We start from the raw sequence: 21,672 nt of genomic DNA on the forward strand, positions 1-21,672 counted from the left end.
CAGTGGCCACCCACGTCCCGTCCCGTCGCTCCGCGAACGCCAGGATTCACCGCGCCACCACGGAACATTTGATGCCGGCCGGCTCTACCGACCACGCCACGGCCATGCCGCATTCCGCGCGGATCTCAAGGTGCGTCAGAGTCCGTACCCTCCGTCCACAACGACCCTCGCGAGCCCTGTCGTTGATGTCATGTTCCGTCTCCTGCGTTCTCAGCGAATGGTCATGCCGTCCGGCTGGTCGAGCAGGCCGAGTTCGTCCTTCGTCGGCAGGCCCTCCCAGTCGCCGCGGGTGGCGACGGCGAAGGCCGCGGTGGTGACCGCTCGGTGCAGACGGGCCGGGATGTGCGTACCGTCGAGGAGTCCGGACAGGTATCCGGCCACGAAGGCGTCGCCCGCGCCGACCAGGTCGACGGCGTCGACCTGTCGCGCGGCGCTGTCGGTCGCCCCGTCGGCGGTGAAGGCGGTCGCGCCGCGTGCGCCACGCTTGACGACCACCTCGTCGACGCCTGCGGCCAGGAGGCGGGACACGGCTTCGGATTCGCCTGCGCCGGGCTGTTCCAGTACCAGGGGCAGCTCGTCCTCGGAGGCTATGAGCAGGTCGGTGTACAACAGCAGCGGGCGCAGGGCCGTGCGCGCGCGATCCGCGGTCCACAGCCGGGAGCGGTAGTTGACGTCGAGGCATACGGTGATGCCGGCGTCGCGGGCGGTCGTGGCGGCGGCCAGGGCGGCCTCGGCCCCTGATGTACTGAGCGCCGGGGTGATGCCGGTCAGATGCAGGACGCGGGTTCCGGCGTCGAGCGCGGCCAGTACGTCCACCGGTGAGACGGCCGAACCAGCCGATCCGGCGCGGTAGTAACTGACCCGGGTCAGCGTGCCAAGGCGAGGTTCGGTCAGCAGCAGTCCCGTGGGCCGGCCGGTGTCGTCGGTGACCGCGTGGCCGGTGTCGATGCCCTCGGCGCGCAGCGTGCGCAGTACCAGCGCGCCGAGTTCGTCCGCGCCGACCCGGCCGGCCCAGCGCACCCGGTGCCCGAGGCGGGCGAGGCCGATGGCGACGTTGGACTCGGCTCCCGCCACGGACAGGCCGAGAGTGCCGCCCAGCCGCAGTGCGCCATGGGCCCGGAGCGCCGCCATCGTCTCGCCGAAGGTCACCACGTCGGGCGGGGCCTGGTGTTCCGGTGTCGTCACCGTGTCTCCTCTGCGATCACTCTGCGGAAAGCGGCCGCGCGGGCCCGGAGTCGGCCCAGGTCACCGCCGTCGGCCGCGTCCCCGACGAGGGGTGAGCCGACGCCGACGGCGAGGGCGCCCCCGTCCAGGTAGTCACGGGCGGCCCGCGCGTCCACTCCCCCGACGGGCACGAAGGGCACCTCGGGGAACGGGTCGCGCAGGGCCCGCAGATAGCCGGGTCCGCCGAGCGAACCCGGGAAGAGTTTGATCGCGTCGGCACCCCGTGCGAGGGCGGCTTCGATCTCGGTCGGCGTCAGGGCTCCCATCAGCACGGGTACGCCGTACGGCTCCAGTCCGTCGACGAGTGCCGGGGTGACGAGGTACGAGGCACCGGCGTCCACGGCGCGGGCGGCGTGCTCGGACGAACGCACGGTTCCGGCGCCAAGCAGTGCCTCGGGGCCCAGTTCGGCGCGGGCCTGCCGGATCACGATCAGGGCGTCGGCGGTGGTCAGCGAGACCTCGATGGCGGCGACACCCTCTTCGGCGAGGGTGCGTACGGTGCGCAGGGCCGCGGCGGGATCCTTGCCGCGTACGATCGCCAACAGGCGGTGGGCGCGGAGCGATTCCACCAGGTTCATGGGAGCGGGCTCTCCTTGCACGTTCGGTTCACGGGCGGCGGTCACCATTCGGTGAACACCCCGTCGGCTCCCCGCCATACGGGGTTGCGCCAGCGGTGTCCGGTCTCGGCCGGACGGCGTACCGCCTTCTCGTCGATCTCGACGCCGAGCCCTGGGCGGGACGCGGCGACGGCGTATCCGCCGTCGAAACGGAAGGGCTCGGGGTCCATCACATACTCCAGCAGGTCGCACCGCTGGTGGTAGTGGATGCCCATGCTCTGTTCCTGGATGAGGAAGTTCGGTACGGAGAAGGCGATCTGCACGCTGGCCCCAGGGCGATCGGGCCGAGGGGGCAGTGGGGAGCCATGGCGACGTCGTACGTCTCGGCCATGGCCGCGATGCGGCGGACCTCGGAGATTCCGCCGGCGTGCGACAGGTCGGGCTGGGCGACGGCGATGCCGCTGGTCATGACCTCGCGGAAGTCCCAGCGGGAGTAGAGGCGTTCGCCGTCTCCGCTCAAGTCCTGTCCAGGGAGTCCCCGCACGGTACGCGCTGCCCACGAGGACTCCTTCATGACGCTCCGTCCTCCGTCGACCACCAGGCCGGCTCCGATCACATAGGCGGCGTCCGCCGATGACAGGGCCTGCTCACCTTCGCCGAACCCCGGCCCGAGTTCGTCTACGAGACGTTCCGGAAGGCGGTCGGTCCACGGGCTGAGTGACCTTCAGGAGAGGTCTTGGCCGGTTTGCGCGAGGCGGACCATGGCGCGGTGGAGGGCGGCGGGTGCGGGGGCCTCGGGCAACGGGGGGAGTGGTGCGCCGGGGGTGGCGTAGGAGCGGATCATGTGGGCGAGGAGGCGGCGCCAGGTGTCGGGGGCGGCGTCGCCGGCGGCGTTGACGACGCCGGCGTTGGCCATCAGCAGGATGACGACGTCCTGGTGGGTGAAGTCGTCGCGCAGGTGCCCGGTGTCCTTGGCGCGGGTGATGAGTTCGAGCAGCCGGTCGTACGCCTCGGCGCGGCGGGCCTCCAGGGCCTTGGCGGCGGGGAAGGTCATGGTCAGGACGTCGGCGAAGCCTCGGTCGGCGGCCTGCATGGCGCAGATGGCGTGGAGGTAGCCGGTGAAGCCGTGCCAGGGGTCGGGGTCGTCGAGGGCGACGGTGACGGCGGTGGCGTAGGCGTCCATGCGGTCGGCGAAGACCGCGGCGACCAGGTCGTCCTTGCTGGGGAAGCGGCGGGAGAGGGTGGCCTTACCGACTCCGGCCTCGCGGGCGACCGAGGCCATGGACACACCGAGTCCCTCCCTGGCGTAGAGGGTGCGGGCGGCGGCCAGGATGCGGCAGCGGTTGCGTTCGGCGTCGGCGCGCAGTCCCGATCCGGCCTGCTCGTCCGGGATGTCGCCGGGAACCGCGGGAGAAGTCATGCGCTCACTCTATCCAAGTGGAAGATATTGCCCACTTCTGTTGTCACGCCGCGCACCCCGAACTCGCCCTGCTCACGGCGGTCGGCGCGCGAGAGAACGTCACCTGGAACGGCCCGCACCGCAGGCGGCCGCTGCGGAACGCCACCGTCTTCCGGGCGCCGACCATCACCATGCCGACGGCGCCCCGAAGAGCCCGCGCCCCTCAGCGTCTTCCCCCTGATCCTGGGCCGCCGGACCCGACCCGGTGCTTCGTGACATGCGGGCGAAGCACCGGGTCGGTCGCGTCGGCGAGTGTTATCCGATGCGGATCTCGGCGAGTTGGAGGCGGTACTTGGTGCTCTCGTCCGAGGCGGGTCTGCCGAGTTTGGTCGCCGTCAGGCGCAGGTAGCGGCCGGTGGTGGAGGTGAGGGTGTAGGTCTGGGCGGCTCCGCTCGGGTTGGGTTCACCGGTGACGGTGCGAGCGGTGGTGTAGGTGCTGGACCCGTCCGTGCGGGTCTGGATCGTGAAGTCGGCCGGGAAGCCCGCCGAACCGCCGCCCGCCCCACCGGTGTCGGTACGCGGGTGCAGGGTGACGGAGCCGATCGCCCGGTCGGCGCCGAGGTCGACCTCGATCCACACGGGTGTGTCGCTGACGTCGGCGGAGGGGAAGTCGATGCTGGTGAAGCCCTTCGCCCCGGTCACGCTGGTGGTGGTGCCGTCCAGGACCCGGGTCTTGCCCCAGTCGCCGTTCTCCAGCGTGTAGTTGCCGGTGACGGTGGTCGCGGCGGTCGGGACTGCCAGTTCGGCGAGCTGGAGACGGTACTTGGTGCTCTCGTCCGAGGCGGGGGTGCCGAGCTTGGTCGCCTGCAGGCGGACGTAGCGGGCGGTGGTCGTCCTGAAGCCGTACGTCTGTACGAGTCCGGTGGGATTCGACTGCCCGGTGAGGGTGCGGACGGTGGTGTAGGTGCTGGATCCGTCGGGGCGGGTCTGGATCGTGAAGTCGACCGGGAAGCCCGCGGTGCCGCCCCCGGCAGCCGGGGTGTCGGTCCGGGGGAAGAGGCGTACGGCGTCGAGGTCGGTGTCCGCGCCGAGGTCGATCTCCACCCACACCGGGTTCGCGCCGACGTCCGCGGAGGAGAACTCGTTGCTGGTGTAGCCCCTCGCACCACTCACGCTGGTGAGGATGCCGTCGGTCAGCCGGTTCCTGCCCCAGTTGCTGTTCTCCAGGCTGTTGTTGCTGGTGACCGTCCGGCCCAGGGCCAGGTTGTCGAGGCGGCCGGTGCCCGTCGCCGTGAACGTCCACGTGCCCGGCTGGACCTTGAAGTAGACGTACGAGGAGTCCTTGCCGTCATAGCTCAGACCGCTGACGCCGCCGGTGGAGGAGCCGCCGGTGAAGACGGTGGTGTCGTTTGCCTTGATGACAGGCTGCGATCCGCCGTAGGTGGGCACGCCCACTCGAGCGGTCGTTCCGCTCGGCGAGGTGAGCGTCAGCGTGACCTTGGTTCCGTCACGGACAATGCCGAAGCGGATGTCACCCTCGATGGTGGGCGTCACCGTGTTGATCTTCGTGAGGGTGCCGGTCTGCGGGATGACCTCGTACGTCTCCCAGCCCGCCTTGGTGGGGCGGACACCGGCGGCGTAGGCGGACAGCGCGTACAGCGGGCCGCCGTTCCACGCGTGGTTGTCGGTACCCGCGTTCTTGTCCCACACCTCCCACAGCGTGTGGCAGGCGGGGTCGGCGACCTGGGCGGCGAAGCGGTTGCGCATCCGCTCCTCGGCGACGGTGGCCGCGCCCATCAGATACAGCGCCTCCAGGACGTAGAACTCCATGTACGGGCTGGCGTTGAGGTGCGTACGCAGCACCTCCGTCACCGCCCGGTGGCGGGAGGCGGGGGCCAGGCCCGCGACGACCGCGAGGGCGTTGCCGCGGTCGTCGGTGTCGCCGTTGTAGCCGGGCGAGCGGTACTCGTTCTTCGAGGAGTTCCACAGGACGCGGTCGAAATTGGCCTTGACGCTGTCCCGCTGGGCCTTCCACCCGGCCACGTCCCCGCTGTTGCCGCTGAGGTCGGCGAGCTTGGCGGCGGTGTCCAGGGCCAGGTAGTACCAGCAGTTGTCCAGGACACGGGCGTCGATGTTGGAGCCCCAGTCCTCCCAGTCCCAGTCCCCCGCACGGTGGTTGACCAGGCCGTCGCTGTCCAGGCTCCACAGGTTCAGGTACTTCTTCACCGCCGGGTAGGCGACGGTGACGGCGTCGGCGTTGCCGGTGTAGAGGTAGTACGTCCAGAACGACCACACCGAGGCGAGCATCTGGGTGGGCAGTTCGGCGGTCCAGATCGTCGAGGGAACCGGGGAGTACAGCGCCCCGCTGGACTTCTGCCAGGCCGCGAGTTGCGCGATGGCCTTCTCGCCGAGGGCGTGGGACTTGGTGTCGAAGGTGTAGAAGCCCTCCTTGAGCTGGTTGACCACATCGCCCCACCACTGGGCGCGCTCGCGGGTGGGGCAGTCCATGTAGTTGTCGCGCATGTTGACGTACATGGTGCGGGCGGCCTTGGTCCACAAGGTGTCCAGGAAGGCGTCACTGCTGCTGAACGACCCGGCGAAGTCCGTGTCGTAGCCGGACTCCCGGTACTTCAGCTCCAGGATCGTCACAGTGGCCGGAATCGTGTACCGCACGGCCGTGCCGCTCATCCACGCCAACGACTCGAACTCCTGCACCCCGCCGGCGCAGACGTAGGTGGCGCGCATGTTGAAGCCGGTGCCGGGCTCGATGCCCGTCAGGTTGGCGCCGTCGTCGTAGTGGTCGGTCTGGACACCGATCACCGCACCCGCCGGGGCGTCCACCTTCAAGAACGGGGTGACCTGGAGGTTGGACGGCAGCTTGGCCGAGATCGCCGTGGAACCCTGGCCGGTGCTCGGCAACGACGACGCATTGGTGTAGGACTTCAGACCGGAGTAGCGGAACTGCGGGATCGGCCGCTCCACCAGGGCGTTCCAGGGCGCGGAGCCGACGGCGCCGAAGTCGGTCGGCGCACTCCAGCCGCTGTCGTCGAAGCCGGGCGACCGCCAGCCCGACACGACGGCGGCGGCCCGGGCGTCGTAGTGGACGTTCGACTCCGGCAGCCGGAAGTTGACCTGGGTACCGCTGGTGTTGTTCGAGTAGCCCGGGTGCACGGTGTGCTTCCAACTGGTGTCGCTGACCAGTCGGGTGGTCGTCGAACCGACCTCCATGTCCGACTGGAACAGCAGCCCTCCCTTGCCGCTGCTGTTGTGCGAGAAGCCCTGCTTGCCGAAGTACCACACCAGCAGCGCGACGGTGTTGCTGCCGCTTGTCAGGTACGGGGCCATGTCGATCTCGTCGTAGTAGGTGTCCGTACGGTTGGGACCGCGCTTGAGCCCGCCTTCGAAGACCACCAGCGTGCCGTTCACCCACAGCCAGTACTTGGAGTCGGCCGCGATCTGCGTGACCGCCTTCGACGGTGCCGAAGCAAGGGTGAACGATCTGCGGAATGCCACCCACTGATTCGCCGAACTGGACGGCGCCCAGATCCACTTCGCCGTCCAGGACACCGCGGCTGACGCCGTGGACGCCAGACCGGGCAGAGCCAGGGAACCGAGGGTGGGAGCGAGGGCCACGGCTATGGCCGAGCTCAGGATGGACCTACGAGTTACAGGGGGCATCGCGGGTTCCTGCTTTCGGGGAGTCTCTTCTAGGAGCGGTCAGTGGTCGTGGGGGTGCGGAGGTGTCGACTCCGGGCGGGCCGAGGTGCGCTTCGGCCCGTCCGGAGCCCCCGTCGGCCAGGGGTGTCCTGCGGGGGTCAGACGACCATCCACTGCTGGTTCGCGCCGGAGGCGCAGGTCGCCTGGTCCAGGGCCGCCCCGTTGGCGGTGGAGGCCCCGGCGACCTGGAGGCACTTGCCGCTGTTGACGTTGGTGAAGGTGACGTAGCCGCCGATCACCGCCGTCCTCGTCCACAGCTGGTGCGCGGCCCCGGTGCACGTGGACTGGACGGCCACCGCGCCGTCGGCGGTGGAGGCGCCGGAGATCTGCAGGCATTTGCCGCTGTTGACGTTGACCAGCCGGTAGTTGGAGCCGACGGCGGTGGGCACCCACTGCTGGTTGGCCCCGGAGTTGCAGTTGCCGGAGTTCACCGCCGCCCCGTCCGCCGTGCTCAGGGACCAGACGTCTGCGCACTTGGCGCTGTTCCGGTTCAGCAGATGGTTGTTCGCGGCCCCGAGCGGACCGGCGATGACGGGCCAGCCTCCCGCGAAGGTCACCTGACGGATGTCGAGCGTCTCCCGCCCGGCGTTGTCGCCGTCGTAGTAGTGGTAGGCGAGGTACTTGGACGTGCCGTCGTCGTAGGCGTCGGCGCCACCGGCGGCCACCCTCGGGTAGGCACCGGTGAGGACGGTCGTGCCTCCGCCGGAGGCCATGTCGGTGCCGTTCTGGTCGAGGTACGGTCCCGTGATGCTGGTGGACCGGCCGACCACGGTGTAGTAGGTGCTGTTGGTCCCGCTGCAGCAGAGGCCCTTGGAGCCGAAGAGGTAGTAGTAGCCGCCGTTGAGGATGATCGTCGGGTTCTCGATGTCGACGGCGATGCGCCAGAGGTTGTGGTCGGTGGTGGACAGCTTGCCGGTGGACTGGTCCAGGACGTGCATGTAGGTGCCGGAGCCGGTCCAGGAGCCCCAGGAGATGTACAGCCGGCCGTCCGGTCCCCAGTCGACGTTGGGGTCGATGGGGTAGTTGACGTCCGTGACCATGCCCTGGTCGGTCCACGGGCCCTCGATGTTCGTGGCGGTGGCGAGGCCCATCACGGCGTAGTTCGTGCCCCAGCGGGAACCGGCGTAGTACAGGTGGTACTTGCCGTTGAAGTACTTGATGTCCGGGGCCCAGATGTTCGGCGGGGTCGCGCCGAGCTTCTCGGTGATCCAGGCCGGGGTCGACTCCCAGACGTTCCCCACCTTCGTCCATCCGGAGGCCGCGGTGCCGCCGCACGTCTTGCGGAGGGTGATGGATCCGCTGGGGTTGAGGGAGTCGTTCTCGAACCCGGTCGAGAAGCCGTAGTAGCAGCTTCCCACCTTGATCACGCTCGGGTCATGCATACGGGTGTCACCGCTGAGCGCCTGTGCGGGAGAGGCGATGACCAGGCCGAGGACGGTCAGGAAGGCCACCAGGGCCGCCGCGAGTGCGGGGCGGCCGCGTCCCCCGCGTATCCCGGGACGCGGCCCCGGGTGGTTGTGGACGCGCATGCGAAACTCCTTTGTGTCGCTGTGGATAAGGCGGGGTACGAGCTGTCCCCCCACGACCCCCGAAGAGCCCTGTGGCTCCGGTCAGCCCTTGACCGCTCCGGCCGTCATGCCCGCCACGATCTGCCGGTTGAAGAAAAGGAACATGATCAGCGGCGGGATCGTGATGAGCAGGATGTCCATGAAGAGCAGGTTGTAGCTGGTGCTGTACTGGCTCTGGAAGTTGAACAGGGTCAGCTGGACGGTGGCGTTCTGCTCGCCGGGCAGGAAGTACAGCGGGTTGGTGAAGTCGTTGAAGACGGCGACCGACTGCACGACGATCACGGTCACGATCACCGACCGCAGGATCGGGAGGATGACCTGGAAGAACAGCCGCAGCGGTGACGCCCCGTCGATGATGGCGGCCTCGTCGAGCTCGCGCGGGATGGTCGCGATGAAGGCGCGGAAGAGCAGGATGGAGAAGGACAGGCCGAACGCGATCTCCACGAGGATCAGTCCGGGGAGGGTGCCGAACAGGCCGGCCTTCTGCAGGACCCAGATCGTGGGGACCACGGCCGGGGGGATGATCAGCCCGGACAGGACGAGGAAGTTGATCAGTCCCGTCCAGCGGGTGACCCGTCGTTGCAGTACGAACGCGACCATCGCCCCGAGGACGACCATCGCCGTCACGCTGGCGACGGTCAGGATCACGCTGTTGATGAACGCGATGACGAGGATGTAGTCCCGCGCCTCCACGACCTGGACGAGGTTGTCCACCAGTTGGAAGTGGTGTGGCCAGGAGAAGTCGAGCTGTGAGGCCTGCTGCGGGTCCTTCACTGCGGTGAGCACGATGAACGCGAACGGGACGACGAAGACGACGACGCTGGCGGCGACGGACAGGACGGCGAGCCAGGTGCGGGCGGGGTTCTTCACCGCTCCACCTCCTTGCTCGCCAGGAAGCGGGACAGCGGGACGATGACCGCCGTGACGACGAGGAAGAGGATGACGTTTCCGGCGGTCGACAGGCCGTAGAAGCCGGCCTGGTACTGCTTGTAGATGACGGAGGCGACCACGTCGGAGCTGAAGCCCGGGCCGCCGCGCGTCATCGCCCAGATGAGGTCGAAGGACCGCAGGCCGCCGATGAGCGACAGGATGATGACGGTCGAGGTGGCCGGCCAGCTCAGCGGCAGGACGACGTTGCGGAACAGCTGCCATGGGCCCGCGCCGTCGATCTTCGCCGCCTCGTAGTAGTCCTGCGGGATGGAGACGATGCCGGCGATGTAGATGACGGTGGCCAGGCCGACGCCTTTCCAGACGTCGACGAGGGCCACCGAGAACAGCGCCAGCGAAGGGTCCGTCAGCCAGCCCGGACCGTCGATGCCGACCGCCGAAAGCGTCTTGTTGATCGCTCCGGTGGAGGGGTCCATCAAGGCGGTGAAGGTGATGCCGACGCCCACGGTGCTGACCAGGACGGGGAAGAACACCACCGAGCGCAGATAGCCGCGGGCGCGGATCTGGCTGGTCAGCAGGATTCCCAGGAGGAGGCCGAGGACCACCTTCAGGCCCGAGGTGACGAGCGCGTAGAGGAAGGTGTTGACGAAGCCCTTGACCAGGGCCGGTTCCTGGAAGAACGCGGTGAAGTTGTCCAGCCCGATGAAGGTCGACTTGAAGATGGTCCACCGGGTCAGGCTGAAGTAGAACGACGCGAACGTCGGGACGAGGAACAGCACCCCGTAGATCACCGCCGCCGGCAGGTAGAACCAGGTGGGATAGGCGCTGTGCGTCCTGGCGGACCGACGCCTCCCGGTCGCCGCCTCCGGCCGCTCGGCCGTCGGTGGCCCGGTCGGTACAACTGTGGTCATCGATCGACCTCTCTCGGGTGCCTCCCCGCGCCCCTTGCGGAGGCGGGGAGCCACTGGCTTTCCGTTCCTACCAGCCCGGCAGGCCGAGCTGCTGGGCCTGCTTCTTGACGTCCTTGTCGTACTGGGCGGCGGCCGTCTTCGCGTTCGTGATGCCGGAGCCGACCTGGACGGAGATCTGGTCGAGGCTCGGGCCCTTCACCGGGGACAGGAACTCCAGCGCCGGGCTCTGGGCGCCGTCGGAGAAGTAGGCGGCGACGTCCTTGGTGATCGTCGGGACGTCCGTCGGCAGGGTGCAGCCCTTGACCAGGTACGGTCCGGTGGGAGTCGACGCCTTGGCCTGGGCGGCGCAGCCGGCCGGGCTCGCGGCGAACGCGAGGAGTTTCCTGACCGCGGCGAGCTTGTCGCCCGTGGTGGTCTTCGGGACGTACAGGGCGTTGGGGAACCACGCCGTCAGGCCGTTGGCGGCGGCGTCGTCGCCGGGCAGGGCGAAGAACCCGATGTCGTTCAGCTGGTCGGGGTTGCTCGTCCTGATCCCGCTGATGACGGTGGAGAGCATCGGGTACTGGGCGCCCTTGCCGGTGGCCAGCATCTCCAGGCCCTTGACGAGGGTGGCCGAGGCGAAGTCGGAGTTCTGCAGCTTCAGGTCGTGGATCTGTTGGAGGTGCTGGAAGCCCTTGATCGCGTTGGCGTCGGTGGCGAACTTCACCTTGTTGTCCGTGTAGTCCTTGGTGAAGGTGGGCTCCGCGGCGGCCACGTTGTGGAAGTCGCCGAGGACGAGGAGCTGGGAGGTCCAGGTGTCCTGGTAGGTCTGGATGACCGGGGCGATGCCGGCGGCCTTGATCTTCTTGCTGTTGGCGATGAACTCCGCCCAGGTCTTCGGCACCGTCAGGCCGAGCTTGGCGTAGACCTTCTTGTTGTAGAGGACGCCGCCTCCGAGCGCCGAGCCCAGGGGGACGCCGTACGTCTGGCTGCCGGCGGTGACCTGGCTGACGAACGACTGGTCGAGGTTCTTGACGTACGGGTCCTGGGTGAGCGGCGTGAGGTTTTTCGCCGGGTCGATCTGCTGGAACAGCGAGCCCACGTTGTAGACGAAGAGGTCGTTCATGCTGCCGGTCTGCAGCCGCGTCTTGATGAGGTTGTCGCCGTCGGCTCCGCCGGGGCGCGTCTCCACGCTGACCCTGATCTTCGGGTTCTTCGCCTCGAAGTCCTTCGCCAGCTGCTTGACGGCCTGGAGGTTGTCGGGCGCGTTGTCGACCAGCAGCTTGATCGTCGTGGCGTCGCCATCCCCGTCGGACGAGCCGAGAGAGCCCGCGCCGCACGCGCTGAGCAGCAGCGGCAGAACGGCGGCTGCGGCGACAGCCGCCCTTCTCTTGGCGAGAGTGCTTGACCTCATGACGTTCCTTCGTTCGAGCGGGGATGAAACGATTCAATTCGGCGGCGCGACACCGGCGGTCGATGTCCGCGGGCAGGCTTGGGAGCACCGTGACGAGCGGAGTCACCGAGTCGACCGGGTCGGCCGATCACAGCACTCGGAAGCTGTGGATTCTCCGGTCACAGTCGACCGCCCCTGAGACTCTGGGCAGCCTTGACTGCGGCACAGTCGACGCTTCCACCCCTTCGTGTAACGTGCCACGAAGGGACGCCCCAAAGGTTGAAGCGAAGAGGCAGCAGCCGTCAAGCCATCTGCGAGTAACGTTCGCGAAACGCCAAATGGGGCAGAGTGGCGCATGCCAACGGAGGTGGGGACCCCCAGTGCAACCAGCAGGCGGTTCGAAGAGAGTCACTATCGCCGATGTCGCGCGCAGCGCCGGTGTGTCCACCTCCGCAGTGTCGAAGGTGATGAACAACGCCTACGGGGTGAGCCCGGCGATGCGTGAGCGGGTGCAGTCGGCCATGGCGGAGCTGGGCTACCGCCCGCACGCCGCCGCCCGCGGCATGAGGGGCCGCACCTACACGCTCGGCGTCCTCCTCGCGAGCATCCGCAACGCCTTCTACGCCGACCTCCTGGACGGTGTGAACGCGACCCTGCGGGACGGCGAGTACGCGCTGCTCCTCGGCTCCAGCGGCACCTCCGAGATGGAGGACCAGACCAAGCTGATCCACGCCATGGTGGATCGGCAGATGGACGGCCTGATCCTGATCGCGCCCGCCGTCCCACGAACCGAGGTGGTGCGCGTCGCGGCCGAGGTGCCGACGGTGGTGATCGGCCACCACGACCCCTCCCCGGTGTACGACTGCGTGGTCAATCAGGACGGAGTCGGCGTCGACCTGGTCATCGACCACCTGGTCGACCTCGGACACCGGGACATCGCCCACATATCGCATCCCACGGTGCGCGGCAGCCAGTGGGAGCAACGGCCCGAGCACCACGTCCGGGCCGCCTACCGTGAGGCGATGACCCGCCACGGCCTGGCGGACCTGACCCGCGTGGTGCACTCCGGGTACTCGGACGAGGGCGGCTACCGCGGCGCCATGGAACTGCTCACCTCCACCAGCCCGCCCACCGCGATCTTCGCCGGCGCGGACGTCGCCGCCACCGGCGTCTTCCGGGCCGCCGCCGAGCTCGGCCTGCGCATCCCCGACGACCTCTCGCTCGCCGGATACAACAACACCTCCGTCGCCGCACTCGCGCCGGTGAACCTGACCAGCGTCGACCAGGCCGGGGCCATGATGGGCGCAACCGCCGCCCGGCTGCTGCTGGAGCGGATCGAGAAGCGGCGCGACCGCGCTGTCGTCATGGCCTCGACACCACACCTGGTGACGCGCGGCAGTACCGCACCACCACGCGGCTGACCCGCCTGCGCTTCGGCCACCCCGAGCACGGCCGAGGCCACACCACAGCCACAGCCACAGCCACAGCCACAGCCACGACCGCGACACCGACACCGACACCGACACCGACCGAGTACACGGGTGCCGGACGGATTTCGGATCCGCCGGACTCCCTCTCCCCTCTTGACGCGACGGGCACCTTCACTCCACGGTTGAGTCGTTTCAAACGTGGAACGTTCCACACAAGCAAGGAGCCGGCATGAGTCTTGAGCGTCCGGAACCCGGCACCGAAGTGGTGTCGGTCCGCTTCGAGCACCGCGCGGACACACTAGGCGTCGGCACCCCCGAACCCCGCCTGTCCTGGCAGATCCGCACCGACGACCCCACCTGGCGGCAGACGGCGTACGAGGTCGAACTGGACGGCGGCACGACGGCAAGGGTCGAGTCGGCCGAGCAGGTGCTGGTGCCGTGGCCCTTCGCGCCCCTGGCCTCGCGCGGCCGGGCGAGCGTCCGGATCCGGGTGGCCTCCGGAACGCGCTGGAGCGACTGGAGCGCGCCCGCCACCATGGAGACGGGCCTGCTGCGCCCCGAGGACTGGACCGCCCGCTTCATCACCCCCCACCGGCACGGCTCCCTGGACGCGCCCGCCCCAGAGCTCATACGGACGGTCGCGCTGCGGGAGGACGTGATCTCGGCCCGCTTCTACGCCACCGCTCACGGTGTCTACACCGCGTCCCTCAACGGCACCCGGGTCGGCGACGAGATACTCGCCCCCGGCTGGACCAGCTACCGCCACCGGCTGCGGTACCAGACCCACGACGTCACCCCGCTGCTGAACAAGGGTGAGAACAGCCTCTCGGTCGTGCTCGGCAACGGCTGGTACCGCGGTCACCTCGGCTGGTGGGGCGCCCGCGCCCTGTACGGCGGCCGACTGGCCCTGCTCGCGCAGCTGGAGGTCCGCTATGCCGACGGTTCGGTGGAGATCTTCGGCACCGACGAGCAGTGGCGGGCCCGGGACACCGGAATCCTCGCGGACGACCTCTACCAGGGTCAGCGCACCGACCTGCGGTTCACGCCGAGCGCAGCCGACGGTCCGGTGGACGTGCTGCCCGACGAGGAGGCCGACCTGGCCCGGCTCGTGGCCCCGGAGGGACCGCCGGTACGCGTCACCGAGGTGCTGCCAGCGTCGAAGGTCTGGCAGTCGCCGTCCGGCCGTACGCTCGTCGACTTCGGGCAGAACGTCGTCGGCTGGGTCCGGCTGCGCGTGCGTGACACCACGGCCGGTGCCGAGGTCGTCGTCCGGCACTCCGAGGTGCTGGAGAACGAGGAGCTGTGCACCAGGCCGCTGCGGACGGCCGACGCCACCGACACCTACCTCCTGGCCGACGCCGAGGAAGCCGTCCTCGAACCCTCGCTGACCTTCCACGGTTTCCGGTACGCCGAGATCACCGGCGTACCGGACCTGGCGGCCGAGGACCTGCACGCCGTGGTGGTGAGCAGCGACCTGCGCCGCACGGGCTGGTTCTCCTGCTCCGATCCGGACCTGGAGCAGTTCCACGACAATGTCGTCCGGGGCACGCGGGGCAACTTCCTGGACATACCGACGGACTGCCCGCAGCGCGACGAGCGGCTCGGCTGGACCGGCGACATCCAGGTCTTCTCCCCCACCGCCTCCTTCCTCTTCGACGCGGCGGGCTTCCTGTCCTCCTGGCTCGCCGACCTCGCCGCCGACCAGCACGCGGACGGCGCGGTGCCCTGGGTGATCCCCGACGTCCTGGACACCGAGGCCCCGACGGCGGCGGCCTGGGGCGACGCGGCGCCGGTGGTGCCCTGGGTGCTGTACGAGCGCTACGGCGACCTGGGCGTCCTTGAGCGGCAGTTCAGCAGCGCCCGCGGCTGGGTCGACAAGATCGCCTCACTCACCACCGACGGAGTATGGGTGGGCGGGTTCCAGTTCGGCGACTGGCTCGACCCGGCCGCTCCGCCCAGCGACCCGTTCGCCGCCCGCACGCCGCCGGACGTCGTCGCCACCGCCTGCCTGGCCCGGTGCGCCGACGTCGTCGCCCGCACCGCTGAGGTACTGGGCCGCTCCGAGGAGGCCGCACGCTACTCCGCGCTCGCCGGCCGGACCCGCGAGGCGTTCGCCCGCGCGTTCGTCACGCCGGCGGGCCGGGTGCTGGGCGACTCGCCGACCGCCTACGCCATGGCCCTGCAGTGGGGCCTGCTGCCCACGGTGCGGCAGCGTGAGGCCGCCGGACGCAGGCTCGCCGACCTGGTCCGCACGAACGGCTTCCGTATCGCCACCGGATTCGTCGGCACGCCACTGATGACCGACGCCCTCACCTCCGTCGGCCGCCCGGACCTCGCCCACCGGCTGCTGCTGGAGAAATGCTGCCCGTCCTGGCTGTATCCCGTGACGATGGGCGCCACCACTGTCTGGGAACGCTGGGACAGTCTGCTGCCCGACGGCACGGTCAACCCCGGTCAGATGACCTCCTTCAACCACTACGCGCTCGGGGCCGTCGCCGACTGGATGCACCGCACGGTGGCGGGACTGGCCCCGGCCGCACCCGGCTACCGGGAGATCACCGTGCGCCCGTTGCCGGACCGGTCACTGACCCACGCCACGGCCGTGCATCTCACTCCGTACGGCGAGGCATCGGTGAGCTGGCGGCGCGAGGACGGCCGCTTCCACCTGAAGGCGGTCGTGCCGGTGGGAACACGGGCCACCGTCCACCTGCCCGGTTCCGGACAGCCTCCGGTGACCGTGGCCCACGGCACGCACACCTGGACCACCGACGATCCCTGCCTCGCCCCGGCACCGCCCGAAGTGGTCACCGTGCGGGACCTGATGGACGAGCCCGGCCTCTGGGGGCGCACGGTCGGCGTCCTGACCCGGCACGGCCTGGGTGACGACTCCGCCCAACTGGCCCGGCGGCTGGGGCCCTTCCTGGACCTGCCGGCCGGCCGACTGCCCACGCTGCTCAACAAGGTCCTCTTCGAAGACGGCGGCGCCGACGCCGCCGCCGAGCTCGACGCCCTGCTGAGCGGCAGGACGAGCTGACATCCACGGGAACACCGCCCGGGGTCTCACTGCCGGAGGCAGATGTCTCAGCCGAGGCCGGGGCGGTGTGCGTGGGCGACGGCCCGGTCGACGACCACTGTGTTCACCCCGGGAGCAGACCGTAACCGCTCCCGGTCCCGGTGGATCCCTCGCCCCGTTCCACCGCTCCGAGCTACTTGTGGCGCCGCCACTCGCGTCCGCCGTCGCGAGAGACATACAGCCCCTCACCCTTCACCAGGTCGTACGACGGCGTCGCCGCGTCCACGATGCCGTAGAGCGTCGTGCCCTCGACGGTCAACGACGTGAACGCCGCCGGCGTCCTCAGCTCGCGGAAGACGCCGTTGGCACGGTCGGCGGCCAGCCAGTAACGGCCACCCGTCCCGCCGACGAGCAGCCGCCCGTCCGACAGCACCTCCAGGACCAGCGACTCCGGCCCCGCATTGAGCTTCTTCCAGGGAATGCCACCGGCAAGGAGCGTCCGCCAGTGCCTGCCGCCGTCCGTCGTCACCAGCAGGCCACGCACACGCACATCCTCGAGCCCGTCCTCGTCCTCACCCACCACCTGGGCCAGGGACAGCGCCGCGGTACCGCCCCGCGCCGCAAGGTCACCCCCCAAGTACGGCTTCGCGACAGCCTCGGAGCCGAGAGTGCGACCGTCACGCTGCCACACGACACTGTGGGGCTCCTCAGTCAGAGGCTGAACCATGCTCCAGACCGTGCCCCGCTCGTCGACGGCGAAGCCGATGGCGGCCTCCGGCACACCGGCCGGCGGCGCCACCGTGCGCGTGGCAGGGCGGTAGACGAGGGTCGACGGCTGTTCGGAGAGCAGGATGTCGCCGCGGCGGGTGCCCAACGGCCTCTCGGCCACGGCGAACTTGTGCCGCTTGCCGCGCACATCAAGAACGTACGCCCCCTTGGCACCCTCGTCCGGCACCCGCACGAAGCCCCCCGGCGCCCCCTTGAACGAGACCCGCGACGCCTCCATGTCCGTATGCTCCGCGTGCTGGGCGACCGTACGGCCGTCGCGGCTGACGATGCGCCAGGCGGTGGCGGCCGGCCCCTCGTCGTCCTCCACGTTGCCGAGGTCGTACGTCAGGAGCAGCGAGCCGTCGTCCGCGCGCACCACGTCGGCGGGTGCGCCGGCCATCTCGATGACGTCGGCGGGGCGCGGATGAGGGTCTCGCAGGACGCGCTTGTACTTCGCCTCGCGGTCCCCGGAGTTCCCGTCGTCGGAGCCCCCGTCCCCGGCGCCACCTGTGCCGCAGGCGGTCAGCGCCAGCACCGCACTCGCCGCGGCCACGAGCCCGACCGTCCGCCCACCGCGATTCCTCAGCCATGCCATGGCCACATCCTCACATGAGTCGGCGGCCGCCCCGACGGGAGTAACGACCTTGGGAGCGATACCAGCCCCGGATCTGCCTGGCGGTCTGGGCCCCTGCGCGATCAGGACGCCGCTGAGGAGGAGTGGTGCCGTCAGGCGGATCGCGGTCGCCGCTGTCTTGACCGGCGTGTCTTGGTCAGGGAGTGGACCGCAGCGGTGGCGCCTGCCACGTCATCCCCGGGGGCTGGAGTAGGGGCGAGGGCTCGGGGCCAGGGTCATCGGTGTCGACGACTCCGGCGGCCGTGTGGTCGAAGTCGGCGGGCCAGCGGGTGTGCTCGCTGGCCACGGCGCCGGTCAGGCGTGCTTCGACAAGGTTGGCGGTGCTCAAGTCGGTGCCGCGCAAGTCGGCCATGCGGAGATCAGCGCGTTGGAAGACCGCTCCGTGGGCGACGGCCTTGCGCAGGTTCGCCTCGCGCAGGTCGGTCTCAGTGAAGTCGGCGTCACGCAAGTCGGTTTCGACCAGCTTCGCGCCCCGTAGGTCGGCCAGAATGCAGCGAGCCCGGCGGAGAATCGCAGTCGTGAGGTCGGCGTGCCGCAGGTTGACCGAGACCAGGGACGCCTGGGTCAGATTGGCGTGGTACAGGCCCGCGGCCTCCAGGCAAGCGCGGTCGAAGTTGACCTCGGGGAACCAGAGTCCGTCGCAGTCGGCCCGGCGCAAGTCGGTGATGCTGAGATTGACCCAGGACTGCTCCCGGTGCTGGCACAGCACGCCGAGCGCGGTCAGCGCCACCTGGGCGTCGGCGGCGCGAGTCTCCAGGGGTGCGATGTCGTTGATGGGCACGTCTGCCGCCGGTGATTCCGGCCCGGCGGGTGGCCAGGGCAGGTGCGTACGCAGATACGCGGCCTGGATGGAGATGATGGCCTCCCGGTCGCGGGCGGACTGCTCGGCGATCCGCCACAGCGCGTGCAACCCGCCGATGCGCACATCCAGCTTGTCGCTGCCGAGCTGGTCGACGGCCCGGCTGAATCGGTCGGTGACGTAGCCCTCCTGGGTGGCGCGCAAACCGTCCTGACTCACCCGCAGTTGCCGCCAGGTGGCGTACGCGCCGAAGAGCACGACCAGGCCGCCGACCACCTGCAGAAGCGTCGTACGGACATCGTTCACCGCCTTCAGTCGATCCTGTGCGGCGACGCTCGCCCCGGCGAGATCGTGGTCGACCACCACACCCGGCAGTACGACGAACACCGTGCCTAGAACGACCAGCCCCGCCGCCCCGGCCAGCAGAGCCACGGCTGCACGACGCCTGACCAGCCCGTCGCGCCATGCCCGCCGCCCGCGGTCCGGTTCCCCCATCTCCATGGGCACAGGAGCCTAGGCTCCACTCAGTAAACGATCAAGAGTGCTGTGGCACTGGCCCGTGACATGAGAACGGCCTTACGGGTTGGGTAAGTTGTGAGGTTTATTTGGGCCCGTGCGGCCTGTTCCCATCCTGCCCTGTCCGGGGTCCCGCGCGCACACTTCGGCGAGTTGCTCAAAGAACTCGCGCCCCGATGGCAGGCCGCGCGGGAGTCGGCGCTACACGAGCGGCGTGGCGGAGACCGGAGACGGGCGGCCGGCGCCGGGCCCAAGCAGCGCCTGGTCTTCGTCGACCGACTTCTGGTCACGCTGGTCCACCTGCGGCTTGGGATCCCGCACGCCGCTCTAGCCGAGTTGTACGCAGTGGACCGCTCCACCGTCTCCGGAGCGATTCGCGAGGTCCGCCCGCTGCTGGCGGCCCGCGGCTTCGCCGTCCCGGACCGGCCGGGGGTGCGGCTGCGCACGCTGGAGGACCTGTTCGCCTACGCCGGCACGGAGGGCGTTGACCTGCGCATCGACGGCACCGAAGTGCAGGTCCGCCGCCCCCGCGCCCACCGCTCCGGCCGCAAGGCGTTCGTCTCCGGCAAGAAGAAGCAGAACACCATCAAGACCACCACCTTCAGTGACCCGCAGGGTCGCACCCTGTTCAGCGGCGTGGTCCGGCCGGGCCGCATGCACGACCAGACCGCCGTGCGCACCGAGGGCATCGCCGAGCAGTTCCTCCGGCACCCCAAGGTCAAGGCTGTAGTCGACGAGGGCTACCGGGGCCTGGCCAACGAGTTCCCCGGCCAGGTCAGTGCCCCGCCGAAGAAGCCGAAGGACGACGCGCCGCTGGGCGAGCACCACGCCTGGCGCGAGCAGCGACGCCGCCAGTCCTCCGCGCGGATCTGTGTGGAGCACACCAATGCCGAGTACAAGCAGTGGCGGCCCCTGCAGCGGTTCACCGGCCGCCGCGAGACCTACGCCGAGACTCACCTCGCGATCGCCACCCTGGTCTCTGACCGCTCCGCCCGGCGGGCGACCCGCCGCAAGGCGAGCACTGAGCTGGTGCTCGCCCGGCAGGCCGCCTGCTGATCACCCACCAGCCAACCCGCCAGGCCAGCACGCCCCGAACTCAATCGCTCCCAAGGCTGTAAGCGACCCTGGCCACACCGAAGTTGATGACCGCAACCGGCAGGCGCAGCCGGCTGAGCGGGTCATCGCCGACGAGCGCCACTCGCCGCGTTCCGGCAAGATCATGCGTCGGCTGTCGCGGGACATCGCGGAGGGACGGGAGATCGGCGACGTCACCACGCTCACGGACGCGTCCGTGATGGACCGGATCAACGTCCGGCTCGGCGGCTGACCGTCCGCGCCGCCCGGGCGCGCGCATGTGAGCGGTCGGGAGTTACGCATTTTCCCCGATGCGGGGAGGCCGCCGGGTTGGGCATCGTTTCCCACGGAAGAGGACCGGAGAGACAGGTATCCGGCACATCACTCGAGTGGAGGAACGAATGAGCAGGATCGCGGAAGCATTCGACCGCACGGACATCCCGCTGGATGGGGTCATCCTCATGACCGGCCGCCCCACACTGGGTACCCCGCGGATCACCGCCGGTCGAGGCATAGTCGGCATCACGGATGTCGTCGATGTGAACGTCGCGCAGGCGACGACCCCCAACGCCGGCATCGGCGTGGTCGTCACGGCTGGTGGGCCGGCCAGTTTCTGAGGTGAGCAAGGCCGCTGCCGCACGGGCCGGGGTTCTGTCGGTCCCCGCGAACAGGGCTGTGACCATGCACAGTGGCGCCGCGGCCTCCCGGCCCTCGGTCCGCTCGCGATTCCGACCTGCCGGGAGGCCCTCACCTCCTCGTTCCACGGCCTCGCCTCGGTATCGTCGCCTGTTGATCCGAAAGGCTCCGGAAGCACGAAGTACTGCCGCAGTGCGATGGCAGGCGCCGACGCAATGGCCGGAAAGGGACGCGCGTGGTGAAGCGGGCAGGACGATCGGACGGTCATGGCGACCCTGCGACAAGATCGGTGGCTGGACGCCGTGTCTGGCCGATCGCCCTCGGAGGAGCGGCGTTGTCGCTGCGACCGGACCTGAGCCGAGAAACGGCGACCTCGACGATCAACGCGGCGATCGACAGCGGGGTGGACCTCCTCGACACTGCTCGCGCCTACACGACCGTCGATGAGGAGGCGCACAACGAGCGTCTCATCGGCGATGTCCTGGCCTCCCGCGAGGACGGGAGCGCCGTGATGGTCGCGACCAAGGGCGGCCACTTCAGAGCGGGACCGATGGAATGGAGGAACGATGCCCGGCCCGCCGCATTGCGGGCAGACGTCGAACAGAGCCTGCGGGCGTTGAAACGCGAGACGGTCGATCTGTACTTCCTGCACTGGCCGGACGCCGACGTACCTTTCACCGAGAGTGTCGGTGCTCTGAGCGAGATGCGCGCCGAGGGCAAGATCCGAGCCATCGGCATCTCCAATGTCGACCGTGGCCTCCTCGCCGCCGCACGGACGGTCACATCGATCGATGCGGTTCAGAACCCGTACTCGGTGCACAACGGGGGCGACGATGAACTCCTGCGCGAATGCGAGCGCCACGGCATTCCGTTTCTGGCCTACTCACCGCTGGGAGGATGGGACGCGGGCGAGGCCTCGGCCCGCCCCCTCCTGGACCTCGCGGCACATCGAGGCGTCTCCGCCCCCCGATTGCTACTCGCCCGGCTGCTGCACCGCTCCGAGTCACTCTTGCCGATCAGCGGCGCCGGACGCCCGGAGACGGCAGCCGATTCGGCCTCCGCCGCCTGGCTCTCTCTGGGCCCGGACGAGCTACGTATCGTTGATGCCGTCACCGACGGCAGCCGGGAAGCGGCCTCGGACGAGACCGCACGCCCACAATCCTGAC

At 69.6% G+C, this 21,672-nt stretch carries 15 protein-coding genes and 1 pseudogene; 5 read left to right on the top strand and 11 right to left on the bottom strand.

Annotated features, from left to right (window positions below):
• Positions 1 to 210 precede the first annotated feature (210 nt).
• From SGFS_RS11595 to SGFS_RS11635, 9 genes and pseudogenes are all read right to left on the bottom strand, one after another.
• Positions 211 to 1,185 (bottom strand): sugar kinase, encoded by a 975-nt coding sequence (locus tag SGFS_RS11595; RefSeq protein WP_286249768.1) that lies wholly within the window; start codon positions 1,183 to 1,185, stop codon positions 211 to 213.
• Positions 1,182 to 1,802 carry a bifunctional 4-hydroxy-2-oxoglutarate aldolase/2-dehydro-3-deoxy-phosphogluconate aldolase gene (locus tag SGFS_RS11600; protein WP_286249769.1) on the bottom strand — a complete coding sequence of 207 codons (621 nt, stop codon included), beginning with the start codon at positions 1,800 to 1,802 and terminating at the stop codon, positions 1,182 to 1,184. The genes SGFS_RS11595 and SGFS_RS11600 overlap by 4 nt, the downstream gene beginning before the upstream one ends.
• A gap of 41 nt (positions 1,803 to 1,843) precedes the next feature.
• Positions 1,844 to 2,289, bottom strand: a pseudogene (locus SGFS_RS11605) (enolase C-terminal domain-like protein); the annotation flags it as partial.
• A gap of 216 nt (positions 2,290 to 2,505) precedes the next feature.
• Entirely contained in the window at positions 2,506 to 3,201 is a 696-nt protein-coding gene (locus tag SGFS_RS11610) for a TetR/AcrR family transcriptional regulator (protein ID WP_286249770.1), read from the bottom strand.
• A 294-nt stretch (positions 3,202 to 3,495) separates the two neighbouring features.
• Complete coding sequence (locus SGFS_RS11615; RefSeq protein ID WP_286249771.1) at positions 3,496 to 6,858, bottom strand: alpha-L-rhamnosidase-related protein; 3,363 nt, start codon at positions 6,856 to 6,858, stop codon at positions 3,496 to 3,498.
• 137 nt (positions 6,859 to 6,995) lie between these two features.
• Positions 6,996 to 8,426 carry a family 43 glycosylhydrolase gene (locus SGFS_RS11620; RefSeq protein WP_286249773.1) on the bottom strand — a complete coding sequence of 477 codons (1,431 nt, stop codon included), beginning with the start codon at positions 8,424 to 8,426 and terminating at the stop codon, positions 6,996 to 6,998.
• Between the two features lie 81 nt (positions 8,427 to 8,507).
• Positions 8,508 to 9,335, bottom strand: a complete 828-nt coding sequence (locus SGFS_RS11625; RefSeq protein ID WP_286249775.1) for a carbohydrate ABC transporter permease — start codon at positions 9,333 to 9,335, stop codon at positions 8,508 to 8,510.
• A complete protein-coding gene (locus SGFS_RS11630) occupies positions 9,332 to 10,264 on the bottom strand; it encodes a carbohydrate ABC transporter permease (protein WP_286249776.1) in 933 nt (310 codons plus the stop codon). Before SGFS_RS11630 ends, SGFS_RS11625 begins: the two co-directional genes overlap by 4 nt.
• A gap of 67 nt (positions 10,265 to 10,331) precedes the next feature.
• Positions 10,332 to 11,657, bottom strand: coding sequence for an ABC transporter substrate-binding protein (locus SGFS_RS11635; protein WP_286249777.1), 1,326 nt, complete (start codon positions 11,655 to 11,657; stop codon positions 10,332 to 10,334).
• Positions 11,658 to 11,974: 317 nt separating this feature from the next.
• On the opposite strand from SGFS_RS11635, the gene SGFS_RS11640 reads away from it, so the two are divergent.
• Together SGFS_RS11640 and SGFS_RS11645 are read left to right on the top strand one after the other, a co-directional pair.
• Positions 11,975 to 13,057: a LacI family DNA-binding transcriptional regulator gene (locus SGFS_RS11640; protein WP_286249778.1), complete on the top strand. Its 1,083-nt coding sequence runs from the start codon at positions 11,975 to 11,977 to the stop codon at positions 13,055 to 13,057.
• A 238-nt stretch (positions 13,058 to 13,295) separates the two neighbouring features.
• Positions 13,296 to 16,100 (top strand): family 78 glycoside hydrolase catalytic domain, encoded by a 2,805-nt coding sequence (locus SGFS_RS11645; protein WP_286249779.1) that lies wholly within the window; start codon positions 13,296 to 13,298, stop codon positions 16,098 to 16,100.
• A 172-nt stretch (positions 16,101 to 16,272) separates the two neighbouring features.
• On the opposite strand, the gene SGFS_RS11650 is transcribed toward SGFS_RS11645, so the two are convergent.
• Together SGFS_RS11650 and SGFS_RS11655 are read right to left on the bottom strand one after the other, a co-directional pair.
• Positions 16,273 to 17,442, bottom strand: coding sequence for a beta propeller repeat protein (locus SGFS_RS11650; protein ID WP_286249780.1), 1,170 nt, complete (start codon positions 17,440 to 17,442; stop codon positions 16,273 to 16,275).
• Between the two features lie 175 nt (positions 17,443 to 17,617).
• Complete coding sequence (locus SGFS_RS11655) at positions 17,618 to 18,781, bottom strand: pentapeptide repeat-containing protein (RefSeq protein WP_286246900.1); 1,164 nt, start codon at positions 18,779 to 18,781, stop codon at positions 17,618 to 17,620.
• A 168-nt stretch (positions 18,782 to 18,949) separates the two neighbouring features.
• Here SGFS_RS11655 and SGFS_RS11660 point away from each other — a divergent pair, with 168 nt between their 5' ends.
• The 3 genes from SGFS_RS11660 (at position 18,950) to SGFS_RS11670 (ending at position 21,671) form a co-directional block, all read left to right on the top strand.
• The gene (locus tag SGFS_RS11660) at positions 18,950 to 19,852 is read left to right on the top strand and encodes a transposase family protein (RefSeq protein ID WP_286246902.1); all 903 of its coding nucleotides are present in this window, start codon (positions 18,950 to 18,952) and stop codon (positions 19,850 to 19,852) included.
• 419 nt (positions 19,853 to 20,271) lie between these two features.
• Positions 20,272 to 20,487: a hypothetical protein gene (locus SGFS_RS11665; RefSeq protein WP_286249781.1), complete on the top strand. Its 216-nt coding sequence runs from the start codon at positions 20,272 to 20,274 to the stop codon at positions 20,485 to 20,487.
• A gap of 308 nt (positions 20,488 to 20,795) precedes the next feature.
• Positions 20,796 to 21,671, top strand: coding sequence for an aldo/keto reductase (locus tag SGFS_RS11670; protein ID WP_286259889.1), 876 nt, complete (start codon positions 20,796 to 20,798; stop codon positions 21,669 to 21,671).
• The last annotated feature ends 1 nt before the right edge of the window (position 21,672 follow it).

It is taken from the genome of Streptomyces graminofaciens (assembly GCF_030294945.1).
In the GTDB taxonomy this organism is placed as follows: Bacteria; Actinomycetota; Actinomycetes; order Streptomycetales; family Streptomycetaceae; genus Streptomyces; species Streptomyces graminofaciens.